Raw genomic sequence first — 12,910 nt, 5'->3', positions numbered from 1 at the left:
TCCCCCTGAATTACTACTTGCGAATACCAGCTCTCTTTCTCATAAGAGGATCAAGGATTCTCTTTCTGATTCTGAGTGACTCCGGTGTTACCTCCAAAAGCTCATCTACATCGATGAAGTCAAGAGCCTGCTCCAAGCTAAGAATTCTAGGTGGAACAAGTGTAAGTGCCTCATCTGCTGAAGATGAACGTGTATTTGTAAGGTGCTTCTTCTTGCATACATTAAGCTCGATATCTTCTGCACGTGAGCTCTGACCAATAACCATTCCTGAGTAAACCTTCTCGCCTGGTCCAATGAAAAGTGTACCACGTTCCTGAGCTGAGAAAAGTCCGTAAGTTACTGATTCACCAGTCTCAAATGCAATAAGAGATCCCTGCTTACGATAAGCAATGTCGCCCTTATAAATCTCATATCCGTCGAAAATTGTATTGATTATACCATTTCCTTTTGTATCTGTCATGAATTCTCCACGATATCCAATAAGACCACGTGAAGGAATCTTGAACTCAATTCGTGTAAATCCACCAGTAATTGGTGTCATATTCTGAAGCTCGCCCTTTCTCTGAGAAAGCTTTTCGATAACTGCTCCTGTAAATTCATCTGGAACATCTACATAAGCACGCTCCATTGGCTCAAGCTTGTGGCCCTTCTCATCTGTCTTGTAAAGAACCTCAGCCTTTGATACAGCAAACTCAAATCCTTCACGACGCATGTTCTCAATAAGAACTGAAAGGTGAAGCTCACCACGTCCTGAAACCTTGAGAGAATCAGGAGAATCTGTATCCTCTACTCTAAGTGAAACGTCTGTATTTAACTCTTTCATAAGACGCTCTCTAATGTGACGTGAAGTAACGTACTTACCTTCCTGACCAGCAAGCGGGCTATCATTTACAATGAAATTCATTGAAATAGTAGGCTCAGAAATCTTCTGGAATGGGATAGGATTTGGAGCATCTACTGCGCAAATTGTATCACCAATATGAATATCAGCAATACCTGAAATAGCAACGATTGAACCAATATTAGCCTCGTTAACATCTACTTTTTCAAGTCCATCATATTCAAAAAGCTTTGAAATGCGGACCTTATTATTCTTCTCTGGGTCATGAGCATTGACAACTACCGCATCCTGGTTCACCTTGATAGAACCGTTCTCTACCTTACCGATACCAATACGACCTACGTACTCGTTGTAGTCGATTGTAGAGATAAGCACCTGTGTAGGAGCCTCTGGATCACCAGTTGGAGCTGGAATATAATCGATGATAGTCTCAAATAAAGCTGTCATATCCTTGTGCTCATCGCTTAAGTTCTTAATGGCAAAGCCTTCCTTAGCGCTGGCATAAATAAATGGGCAATCAAGCTGCTCATCAGAAGCATCAAGATCCATGAAAAGCTCTAATACTTCATCGATAACCTCATCAGGTCTAGCCTCTGGTCTATCAATTTTGTTAATACATACAATAACTGGTAAATCAAGGTCAAGAGCCTTCATAAGAACGAACTTTGTCTGTGGCATTGCACCTTCGAATGCATCTACTACAAGAACAACACCGTTAACCATCTTAAGAACACGCTCTACCTCGCCACCGAAATCAGCATGACCTGGTGTATCAATAATATTAATCTTAGTATCCTTATAATATACAGCTGTATTCTTTGAAAGAATTGTAATACCACGCTCACGCTCAATATCATTTGAGTCCATGACACGCTCTGCAACTTCCTGATTCTCTCTGAATACACCTGACTGCTTTAAAAGCTCATCAACAAGTGTGGTTTTACCATGATCTACATGGGCGATAATCGCAATATTTCTAATATCTTCTCTACTCTGAACTGCCATAATAATCTCTTTCTACTGCAAAACTTTAGTTACAGTAAAAACCCCAAAACGCTTTAAAATTTATTTGATAGGCACGAGTACCTCTTTGCCACCCATGTATGGGCGAAGTGCCTCAGGGATAGCTACGGAGCCATCCTCACGTAAGTTGTTCTCAAGGAATGCGATAAGCATACGTGGTGGAGCAACAACTGTGTTGTTAAGTGTGTGTGCGAAGTACTTGCTTCCGTCTGCACCCTTAACACGAATCTTAAGACGACGAGCCTGTGCATCTCCAAGATTTGAGCAGCTACCAACCTCGAAGTACTTCTTCTGACGTGGTGACCATGCCTCTACGTCACATGACTTAACCTTGAGATCTGCAAGGTCTCCTGAACAGCACTCAAGAGTACGAACAGGAATATCAAGACTTCTAAATAAATCAACTGTGTTCTTCCAGAGAACATCATAGTATTTCTTAGACTCTTCTGGCTTACATACTACGATCATCTCCTGCTTCTCGAACTGGTGGATACGATAAACACCACGCTCTTCGATACCGTGAGCGCCCTTTTCCTTACGGAAGCATGGGCTGTAGCTTGTAAGTGTATAAGGTAAGTTAGCCTCATCGTTAAGTGTATCGATAAACTTACCAATCATAGAGTGCTCTGATGTACCGATAAGGTAAAGGTCCTCGCCCTCGATTTTGTACATCATAGCATCCATCTCTTCAAATGACATAACACCAGTTACTACGTTTGAACGAATCATGAAAGGTGGAATACAGTATGTAAATCCTCTATCAATCATGAAATCACGTGCATAAGAGATAACTGCTGAGTGAAGACGAGCAATATCTCCCATGAGGTAATAGAAACCATTACCTGCTACCTTTCCAGCTGCATCCATATCGATACCATTGAATCTCTCCATGATATCTGTATGGTAAGGAATCTCAAAATCAGGAACTACTGGCTCACCAAACTTTTCGATTTCAACATTGCAAGAATCGTCTGGACCGATTGGAACTGAAGGATCGATAATGTTAGGAATCTTCATCATAATTTCCTCAACCTTATCTGCAAGCTCCTTCTCAACTGGCTCTAAGTCCTTAATCTTCTGCTTGAGGTCAGCCACCTCAGCCTTAACAGCCTCAGCCTCGTCCTTCTTGCCCTGTCCCATAAGAGCACCAATCTGCTTTGCAGCCTGATTCATCTTAGCTCTCATGTCATCAGCTTCCTGCTGAGCAGCACGTCTCTTATCATCAAGCTCGATGACCTCATCTACGAGGCCAAGCTTGTGTTCCTGAAATTTCTTTTTGATGTTTTCCTTTACTGCGTCTGGATTCTCACGCAAAAACTTAATGTCTATCATCTTATTTCTCCTAGTTCTATAACCTTAGTTCTTTTTTCCAATCTTACATTTAAAGATGTACCAAAGCTGTGTAGCAATGAAGATTGAAGAATATGTACCTGCAATTACACCAGCAAGAAGTGGTAATGCGAACTCTCTGATTGATGAAACACCAAGGATGAGAAGCATAAGTACCATGATTGCTGTTGTAATAGATGTAGAAATTGAACGTGAAAGTGTCTGTGACAATGACTCATTACATAACTCCTTAAGTGTCTCTGGAGTCTCTGTTCTGATTGCCTTGTGGTTTTCACGAATTCTATCAAATACAACGATTGTATCGTTGACAGAGTAACCAATTACTGTAAGCATACATGCGATAAATGCAGCACCTACTGAAATACGAGCAAATGCATAAAGTGAAAGTACAATAAGTACGTCGTGTACAAGTGCAATGATTGCAGATGATGCAAATCTAAGATCCTTAAATCTGAACCAGATATAAAGAAGCATAAAGAATACAGCAACAATTACTGCGATCATTGACTGAGAACGCATCTCGCCTGAAATTGTAGAACCAATATTCTGAGAAGTGATTGATTCTTCTGTAACGCCGTAGTTAGTCTCAAGCATTGTATTAAGTGCTGTTCTCTCATCAAGTGAAAGTGTACGAGTCTTGAAGATTACCTGATTTGTACCATCAACTGTACTCTTCTGAACTGTGCCGTTACCGATTACCTTCTGAATATCAGGAATAATCTGATTGTTGATTACATCATCAGTCTGTGGAGTTGCAAAATCTACTGTTGTAGAAGCACCACCCATGAACTCAAGGGAGTAGTTAAGTCCGCTGCCGTTCTTAGCCTTGAATACACCCATTGAGATAAAGCCTGCTGCAATTATAAATACTGAGATACCAATGAAAATTGCCTTTTTGCCGACGAAGTCGAACTTTGTAGGCTCCTTAGCCTTGCCGTATGCCTTAGCATTTCTGATGCCGATAGCATAGAAAGCATTAATAAGGATTCTTGTAATAACAAGTGCTGTAAACATTGATAAGATAACACCAAGTGCAAGAGTGATAGCAAATCCCTTTACAGAACCTGATCCAAGGAAGCCAAGCACTGCTGCTGCAATAAGTGTTGTGATATTTCCATCAAGGATAGCTGAAAGAGCCTTAGAGAAACCTGTCTCAATAGCTGAGATTACAGGACGGCCTGCTTTGATTTCCTCGCGAACACGAGCGAAACAAATAACATTGGCATCAACAGCCATACCAATTGAAAGAATCATACCAGCGATACCTGGAAGTGTAAGTGTAATATCAAATGCCTTTAAGATGCTAACAAGCATTACTGTATAAAGTGCAAGTGCAAGTGAAGCAACTACACCTGGTACTAAATACATAACGATTAAGAAAAGCATTACAACAAGAAGACCAATACCACCTGCAATAAGCGATGTCTTAAGCGCATCTGAACCAAGCTGAGCACCAACAACCTGTGACTCTAACTCCTGAAGCTCAATATCAAGTCCACCGATACGAATATATGAAGCAAGCTTCTCAGCCTCAGCATAATCACTCATTCCGTTGATTACACAGTTACCATCTGTGATAGCTGCCTGAACTGTAGGAACTGATACGAATTTACCATCATAGTAAATTGCAATTGACCAGCCATTAGCAAATGCCTTTGAAGTTGCATCAGCAAATGCCTTTGTGCCTGCATCATCAAACTTAAGCTCAACAACATACTCAGTAGCACCTGTTGTCTTGTCCTGTTCTGTACCAGCCTGAGAGCTTCTGACATTCTTACCTGTAGCAATTACTGAGCCATTATCAATAAGTGTCTGGATATCATAGTTTAATGTACCCTGAATGTCACCATTCTCGTCTCTACCTGTTGTAGTGTAATTGGCATTACCCTGGTCATCATACTGCATAATGAAGTAAAGAGTACCTGGTGTACCAAGCTCCTTAAGAAGAGCATTAGCATCTGTAACACCTGGAATCTCAACAGTGATTCTCTTGTCTCCTACACGGTAAACATTAGCCTCTGTAGTAGAGCTCTCCTCACCAAGGTCATTCTCAATACGCTGCTGGAGCTTAAGAATTGTATCATTCATCTGCTCATCAGTAGGTTTGTCACCAATTGCCTCATATGTAATACTAACGCCACCATCTAAATCAAGCCCCAACTTTAAGCTGTCAGCATTATACTTAGCCATCTTAGCCTTCTGTGCATCTGTGGCATCTGCTCCCAACTTAAGACTTGTGTCGTTAGCCTTAATAGTTCCCTGAACTACAGTCATTGCATAATATCCCAGTAATCCGAGACATAAAACAAATGCTATAAGCCAGGCAATCCCCTGTCCTTTTTTTAATCGTTTCATGTTTATTCTCCTATTTCCTTTTATTTGTCAGCAAAGCTGACCAAAGGGTTATTCTCCCTTTATTTCTGCTTCCTTAACTTTCAGTGCGATAGCACATTCAACACGCTTCTTCTGAAGCTCGCAACCTACATGGTAATTGCCAAGAATGCTGCCTGTGAAGTTGAATGCATTAGCTGCACATCCACCGCTACAATAGAATCTTGCAAAGCACTCTCTACACTCTGGCTTAGCATATACGTTGCAGTGCTTGAACTCATTGACAACGTCCTTCTTCTGAACGCCGTGCCATACATCACCTAAACAGAAGTCTGTGTTACCAACAAACTGGTGACATGGATAAAGCTCTCCTGTAGGTGTAACTGCCATGTACTCTGTACCTGAGCCGCAACCAGAAAGTCTCTTGTATACACAAGGACCGCCCTCCAAATCAATCATGAAGTGGAAGAAATTGAAATCCTCATCTGTGCCCTTGCGACGCATCATCTCTGCAGCAAGCTTGTCATATTCTTCAAAAAGCTTTGGCAAATCCTCTTCGCGGATAGCGTAGTCATCAGTCTCCTGAGCAACTACTGGCTCCACTGAAATCTGCTTAAAGCCTTCGTTAGCTAGATGAATTACATCCTCTGAAAAGTCTAGGTTGTTTCTAGTGAATGTACCTCGGATGTAGTATTTGTCCTGATTTCTAGACTCTGCCAACTTTTTAAACTTAGGCATTATGAGCTCATAGCTTGGTGCGCCCTTCTTGAATGGACGCATGAGATTGTGAATCTCTGGACGGCCATCGCAGCTGAGAACTACATTGGCCATCTCCTTGTTAGCAAATTCCTGAATCTCGTCATTTAAAAGAACTCCGTTAGTAGTAAGTGTGAAACGGAAGTTTTTGTCATGCTCCTTCTCAATGGAACGACCATAAGCCACAAGGTCCTTGACTACCTGCCAGTTCATAAGTGGCTCACCACCAAAGAAATCTACCTCAAGATTTCTTCTGCTGCCTGAATTAGCAACAAGGAAATCAAGTGCCTGCTTACCAACTTCAAATGTCATAAGCTCACGCTTGCCTGTGTGGTACTCGCCTTCCTCTGCGAAGCAATATTTACATGCCAAATTACAATCATGTGTGATATGTAAGCAAAGAGCCTTAACTACTGTAGGTCTTGCAGTAAAATCTGCAATACGTGGCTCGTAATTATCCTCTGTGAATAGGGACTTGTCCTCAATCAGGCTCTCAATCTCTGATTTGATCTGTAGAAGCTCCGCCTCAGAAACCTCACTGTGGGATTCCTTCATAGAAGCTAAAGCTGCATCCCCGCCTTGCTTTTGCCAGAAAGCAAGAAAATCGTATGTTACTTCGTCAACAACGTGAATAGCTCCGCTGTTAACATCTATGACAACGTTGTAACCGTTGTTTTTAAACTGGTGTATCACTAAAAAAATGTCCTTTCATAAACGCACAATAGACCGTTCCCTAATAATAGAATTAATAAGGACCGGTCTGAGCGTTAAATATAACTAAATTTAAGTCTGTGATTAGTTCTTGTGCTCACAGCTCTGATTTCCAACTGTGCAAGATGTCTTGCAAGCTGACTGGCATGATGTCTGGCACTCGCCGCATCCGCCTTCCTTTACTGTATTCTGTAATCTCTTAGTGTTGAGAGTCTTAATGTGTTCCATATTCATATCTCCTTTATTTTTAAAATCGGGCATAGGCCCAAAAACTAGCATAAATTATACTACAGCTTAGGTAAAATATAAAGCCTTTCTATTCAGCAGATTCTTCTGTTGCATCTTCTTGAACTGCCTCATCATCTGTGACTTCCACATCCTCTACAAGTGGTGGCTCCTCAAATGATACTACACAGTTTTCAACAAGATAATCCAAAGCCTTTTCTGTTCTGTAGGCTAACTCAAAATATCTGCTTCCCTCATATCCTTCTACTGAAAAATCTTCATAGAATGAATCTGCATCTGTATATCTCATCTTAGTGTAGACATTCTTAATGAATTTATCATACTCATCATCTATTTGGATATCTTCTGCATCAGCTATAGCCTCTAAAATAAGCTCTGTCTTAGTAGATTCTCTAACGTTATCTTTTAAGTTAGCAATGACTTCTTCGTAGTCATATCCAGCTGAAGTGGCATATTCTTCCATGGTAGTGCCCATTGCTTCATACTGCTTTTCCTGCATATTGATAATCATATCTACTCTAGCCTGAAGCAAGTCCTCTGGTACTTCCTTAACCGTACCAATATTGCCATTTTCAATGGCATTCAATATAGCTGTCTCTTTGTCGTTGGCCAATGAAGTCTCAAGATTGTCCCTGTACGCCTTTTCAAGGGCTGCTACATATTCATCTACTGTACTATAGCCCTGAATCTTCTCAGCAACTATATCATCTGTAAGCTTATCCTTTGAATCAATGGAATTGGCAATGTAATTAATCTGGAATGTAAAGACAACTGTCTGTCCAGCCAAATCAGGGCTGTTGTATTCCTCTGGGAAAGTAACCTCGTAAGCTACCTCCTCACCGACCTCATGGCCTACAAGTCCTGCTGTAAAACCAGCAATATATCCAGTCTTTTCGGTTGCTGATGAATTGTTAGCTATATCAATCATCTGATCCTCGGCAGAACCACGATCAAAAGCAACTCCATCCTTAGATCCAACGTAGTCTACATTTACTATAGAATCTTCCTCGACAGTTGTAAGGGAATCATCTGGAATAAAGATGGCCTGCTGCTGAATTGAATTATCTACAAATGAAGCAAATCCTTCTTCCGTAAATTCATAATTATTGTAAAGAGTAATCTCCATACCCTTGTACTGGCCGAGCTCAACTAGGTCGCTAGCCTTATATTTTATTTCCTTTTTGCAGGCTACTGCTGAAACTGCAAGTGCCCCACAAAGTAATACTGTAAAAAGCTTTTTTTTCATAGCTTATCCTCCTAAAGCGCTTTTTGTAGTTTACCATAAGAAAAAAAGCCCTGCAAGTTTAGTAGTAATTTACTTAGCACAAAAATAATGGCTATTGACCAGACTCATTTATGGTTGTATTATTTATATATGTCTGGAAACGTTTCCAGTAACGTTTCCAGAACTACAACAGAAAGGAATAGTTATGACAATAAAAGATATTGCCAGGCTTGCAGGCGTTAGTGTTAGCACCGTTTCAAGAGTGCTTAACAATCATCCTGATGTCAGTCAGGATGCTGTCAAAAAAGTCATGGCTATTGTGAACAAATACAATTATATCCCCAATACCAGCGCAAGAAATCTGGGCATGTCCTCTTCCGACAACATCGGTGTTATAATGCGAGGAATTTCCAACCCCTTCTATACTAAGATCATCACCGCCATTGGGGATAAAATAGAGAAATCAGGTTACACCATGGTAATGCAGCAAATATCCACCGATGAGGATGAACTGAGAGTGGCCGCCATGATGGAAAAAGATAAGCGTCTTCAGGGGCTCATCTTATTAGGTGGACATCTCAATTACACCAAAGAACAGGTAGCCTCCATCGGAGTTCCATTTGTCTGCTGCACCTTTAGCAATGAATATGGAAATCTAAACAGTGACCAGTACTCCAGCGTCTGTATCGATGATGAGGCCACCGCCTTTTCCGCTGTTGAACAGTTATATAAGAGGGGACACAAAAAAATAGCTGTTCTTCTATCAGCTGTGGACGACGGCTCTGTCAGCCAAGTTAGATACGCCGGATACAAGCGAGCGCTTAAGGAATTTAATATCCCCGAGGATGATAATCTCATCATCCAGATTCACAGTTTTAACATTGCTGACGCGTATCATGAAATGAGTAAATGGTTAGATAAAGGCATTGATTTTTCTGCCCTGTTTTGCATTTCTGACAATATGGCCATGGGCGCCATGAAAGCGCTCCGAGATGCTAAAAAGATTGTTCCTGATGATGTAGCTGTTATTGCTATAGATGGTATCGAGGCATCCGAATATACCAATCCAGTTCTTAGCACCCTATGTCAGCCAATGGAACATATTGGCATCAAGGCCGTAGATGTACTTGTTGACATTATTGATAATGAAGGGCCACATCAGCATTTAACATTACCTACTACCCTTCGAGAAGGAGAAACTCTTAGATAATTTTTAAGAATGGAGATTATTAATATGAAAAGAAGTAGCGGAATTCTATTTCCAATTTCATCTTTGCCATCCCCTTATGGAATAGGTACATTTGGCAAAGCAGCATACGAATTTGCAGACTTTTTAAAAGCTGCCGGACAGAAATATTGGCAGGTGCTTCCTCTAGGCCCTACCAGCTACGGCGATAGCCCATACCAGAGCTTTTCTACCAATGCTGGTAATCCTTATTTTATTGATTTGGATATGCTCATTGAGGATGGTCTCCTTACAAAGGAAGATGTCAAAAAGGAAAAATGGGGAACAAACCCTAGATATGTGGACTATGGTCAGATTTATATAAGCCGTTTTAAGGTTCTTGAAAAAGCAAAGGAACGGGGCTACAAAAACCTAATAAATGAAATCGGTGGCTTCGTAGATGACAACCCTTGGGTAGAAAACTATGCACTATTCATGGCACTTAAAAAGCATTTCAACATGATTAGCTGGCAGGAATGGCCAGAGGAAGACATTCGTCTCCATGACAAAGATGCAGTTTTAAAATACAAAATGGAATTGTCTGATGATATGGAATTCTACATATTTATTCAATATCTTTTCTTCAAACAGTGGGACAAGCTCAAAAAATATATTAATGATTTGGGCATAGAAATAATTGGAGACCTTCCAATATATGTAGCCCTAGACTCATGTGATGTATGGGCAGAGCCTCAGTTCTTCAGCCTAGACGATAAGAATTATCCTGTTGAGGTAGCTGGAGTTCCACCAGATTATTTTAGTGCCGATGGACAGCTTTGGGGCAATCCATGCTACAACTGGGATGCTATGAAAAAAGATGGCTACCGCTGGTGGCTTCGCCGTATTGAGGGCGCCGTAAAGCTATATGATGTACTTAGAATCGATCACTTCCGTGGCTTTGATGAGTACTGGGCAGTTCCAGCTGGAGAGTCTACCGCTAGAAATGGTCAGTGGAAGCCAGGTCCTGGCATGGATTTAGTAGGTCTATTATCTTCTACCTTCCCAAAGACCGAGTTTATTGCTGAGGATTTAGGCCAGCCATCGCCTACTGTTGTAAAGCTTCTAAATGACAGCAAATGGCCTGGTATGAAGGTACTTGAATTTGCATTTGACTCTGGTGAAGCTAACAACTACCAGCCTCATACCTATGACAAGAATTGCATCTGCTACACCGGCACCCACGACAATGCCACAGTTATGGAATGGTATCAGACAGCCAAAAAAGCTGACAGAAAATATGCAAAAGAATACCTCGGCATTTCTCGCTTTGAAAAATTTAACTGGGGAATGATTAGAGGCGGAATGAGCTCTGTAGCTGTACTTTTTGTAGCTCAAATGCAGGATTATCTGGGACTTGGCAAGTTCAATCGTATTAATGTACCTGGAACCAAAAGCGGCAACTGGCAGTGGCGCCTTTTGAAAAATGAGCTTTCAGATGAGCTTGCAGAGAAAATTTTACAGTTAGTACACATGTATGAGCGATAATCACATTTTGTTACAAATAATTTCACAATTATTTTGCAGTGTTTTTTATAACCTTATGATATAATGTCCCTGTTGCTTAACTCAAAGGACATAAATGTAATTCAGAAAGGACAAATCATTATGAAGGTTTTAAAATCACTTGCAAGCTTAGCACTTTCACTAGCGCTTGTAATCACAGCTTTTGCTATCGTACCACCAATCGATGCTAAGGCCGCTGGTTCGGTTGCAATCGGTAGTGTTCTTATCCAGGGCTCTGATGTTGTTATTGCTACAACAGGTGCTACCGGTTCAGATGATGGACTTTTCCATCTAGTTGCTTCCGATGTTAACGAAAGCGCTCCTGTAGGAATAGATGTTGCTCAGGCACCTGCTGCTTCAGGCACTACATTTTCAGTACCTCTCAACAAGGGAGCTGCTGAATCAGTTCTCTTCAAGAAATTCACTGTATGTGTAATGTCTGGTGGAGCTTTAAAGCCTGTTTCAAACAGTATGTTTATTTTAAATCCAGAGGCTGCTGCACAGGCTGGTGCGCGCCGTATGGATAGATCAAAAAAGGGTATTCTTCCAGCACTTGAAGGATATCAGCTTGGCAAATGTCAGCCAAAGGATTTAGGTTGTACACAGGTCAATCTTACTCTTCCACTTTCTTGGATTACTGGTGGTTCTGGTATTCCTTGGAACTACAATGGCAAGACATATAATTTCGAGACAGCTAGACTTTCAGCTTATGATATTTCACTTAAGAAGTTTAATGAGCAGGGATGTCAGGTTTCAGTTATTATCGTGGTAGATGCAGCTGCTGATGGCAGATTCATCAGCCCATATTCAATGGATCAGCTTGGTCTCCACAACTATTACGGATTAAATGCATCAACAAAAGATGGCGTAGAGCTTCTTGCTGCTGCATCATCATATCTTGCTAATCGTTGGTGCGGAAGAGGCTACGGTCAGGTAGACAACTTCATCATCGGTAATGAGGTTAATGCTTACACTATGTGGAACTACATGAACTGCGGTTCTCACGAAGCATTTGTTAGAGAATATGCTAATGCATTCCGTGTAATCTATAACGGTATTAAGTCTGAGAATTCAACAGCAAATGTTTACACTTGTATCGATCATCAGTGGGCTAGACCAGAAGCTGGTTATTACATGAGTGGTAAGGGCTTCCTTTCATCATTCAACTCATATATCAAGAGTCAGGGTAACATTGACTGGAGATTGGCTCACCACCCATACAACTCACAGCTTTCAGATCCTTGCGCTTGGTTAGGCGCAGGTGCACCACATAACCAGAATGCTTCTTATGTAACTGTTTACAACTTCGATGTACTTACAGATTACTTATCAACACCTGATTTACTTTCTCCATCTGGAGCAGTCAGAAGTGTTAAGATTTCTGAGGTAGGTTACACAAGTGCATATGGTCAGGAACAGCAGGCAGCTTCTATTGTCTATGCTTACCTTGTAGCTATGAATAATAGATTTGTAGACGGTATCGTTCTCTCAAGAGAGACAGACCATGCTGACGAAATTGCTCAGGGTCTTGCTTACGGTATCTGTAATGTAGATGCATCTAGAAAGATGGCATACTCATGGTACCAGAGTGCAGATAATCCAAATACAATTGCCCAGGCTAGTGCAATTGCTGGCGTAGATTTAATGTCACGCATAACACCTAGATAACATAGATAAAACCAGTGCTTTTTAGCACTGG

Annotated in this window: 9 protein-coding genes; 3 read left to right on the top strand and 6 right to left on the bottom strand. The window is 41.1% G+C overall.

Translation table 11 applies throughout. The features are described from left to right. Positions 1 to 13: 13 nt before the first annotated feature. From typA to BLP50_RS07860, 6 genes are all read right to left on the bottom strand, one after another. Entirely contained in the window at positions 14 to 1,846 is a 1,833-nt protein-coding gene (gene typA / locus BLP50_RS07885; protein WP_090153437.1) for a translational GTPase TypA, read from the bottom strand. Positions 1,847 to 1,906: 60 nt separating this feature from the next. Next, entirely contained in the window at positions 1,907 to 3,196 is a 1,290-nt protein-coding gene (serS, locus tag BLP50_RS07880; RefSeq protein WP_090153435.1) for a serine--tRNA ligase, read from the bottom strand. Positions 3,197 to 3,220: 24 nt separating this feature from the next. Beyond that, on the bottom strand, positions 3,221 to 5,569 hold the full coding sequence (secD, locus tag BLP50_RS07875) for a protein translocase subunit SecD (protein ID WP_090153433.1): 2,349 nt from the start codon (positions 5,567 to 5,569) through the stop codon (positions 3,221 to 3,223). 48 nt (positions 5,570 to 5,617) lie between these two features. Next, positions 5,618 to 6,994 (bottom strand): thioether cross-link-forming SCIFF peptide maturase, encoded by a 1,377-nt coding sequence (gene scfB / locus BLP50_RS07870; protein ID WP_090153431.1) that lies wholly within the window; start codon positions 6,992 to 6,994, stop codon positions 5,618 to 5,620. 102 nt (positions 6,995 to 7,096) lie between these two features. Continuing rightward, positions 7,097 to 7,240, bottom strand: a complete 144-nt coding sequence (gene scfA / locus BLP50_RS07865) for a six-cysteine ranthipeptide SCIFF (RefSeq protein WP_033151787.1) — start codon at positions 7,238 to 7,240, stop codon at positions 7,097 to 7,099. Between the two features lie 88 nt (positions 7,241 to 7,328). Further along, positions 7,329 to 8,504, bottom strand: coding sequence for an FKBP-type peptidyl-prolyl cis-trans isomerase (locus BLP50_RS07860; protein WP_090153428.1), 1,176 nt, complete (start codon positions 8,502 to 8,504; stop codon positions 7,329 to 7,331). Between the two features lie 184 nt (positions 8,505 to 8,688). Here BLP50_RS07860 and BLP50_RS07855 point away from each other — a divergent pair, with 184 nt between their 5' ends. From BLP50_RS07855 to BLP50_RS07845, 3 genes are all read left to right on the top strand, one after another. Next, on the top strand, positions 8,689 to 9,693 hold the full coding sequence (locus BLP50_RS07855) for a LacI family DNA-binding transcriptional regulator (protein WP_090153425.1): 1,005 nt from the start codon (positions 8,689 to 8,691) through the stop codon (positions 9,691 to 9,693). A gap of 24 nt (positions 9,694 to 9,717) precedes the next feature. Then, on the top strand, positions 9,718 to 11,193 hold the full coding sequence (malQ, locus tag BLP50_RS07850) for a 4-alpha-glucanotransferase (RefSeq protein ID WP_090153708.1): 1,476 nt from the start codon (positions 9,718 to 9,720) through the stop codon (positions 11,191 to 11,193). A gap of 120 nt (positions 11,194 to 11,313) precedes the next feature. After that, complete coding sequence (locus tag BLP50_RS07845) at positions 11,314 to 12,879, top strand: DUF5722 domain-containing protein (protein WP_090153423.1); 1,566 nt, start codon at positions 11,314 to 11,316, stop codon at positions 12,877 to 12,879. Positions 12,880 to 12,910 lie beyond the last annotated feature (31 nt).

Source organism: Pseudobutyrivibrio sp. AR14 (assembly GCF_900101325.1).
Classification (GTDB): domain Bacteria; phylum Bacillota; class Clostridia; order Lachnospirales; family Lachnospiraceae; genus Pseudobutyrivibrio.
This window is presented reverse-complemented; position numbering and strand designations above follow the sequence as displayed.

Excerpts from the sequence above, each read along its gene's own strand:
- typA (WP_090153437.1), bottom strand. The coding sequence starts at position 1,846 with ATGGCAGTTCAGAGTAGAGAAGATATTAGAAATATTGCGATTATCGCC.
- serS (WP_090153435.1), bottom strand. The coding sequence starts at position 3,196 with ATGATAGACATTAAGTTTTTGCGTGAGAATCCAGACGCAGTAAAGGAA.
- secD (WP_090153433.1), bottom strand. The coding sequence starts at position 5,569 with ATGAAACGATTAAAAAAAGGACAGGGGATTGCCTGGCTTATAGCATTT.
- scfA (WP_033151787.1), bottom strand. The coding sequence starts at position 7,240 with ATGGAACACATTAAGACTCTCAACACTAAGAGATTACAGAATACAGTA.
- BLP50_RS07860 (WP_090153428.1), bottom strand. The coding sequence starts at position 8,504 with ATGAAAAAAAAGCTTTTTACAGTATTACTTTGTGGGGCACTTGCAGTT.
- BLP50_RS07855 (WP_090153425.1), top strand. The coding sequence starts at position 8,689 with ATGACAATAAAAGATATTGCCAGGCTTGCAGGCGTTAGTGTTAGCACC.
- malQ (WP_090153708.1), top strand. The coding sequence starts at position 9,718 with ATGAAAAGAAGTAGCGGAATTCTATTTCCAATTTCATCTTTGCCATCC.
- BLP50_RS07845 (WP_090153423.1), top strand. The coding sequence starts at position 11,314 with ATGAAGGTTTTAAAATCACTTGCAAGCTTAGCACTTTCACTAGCGCTT.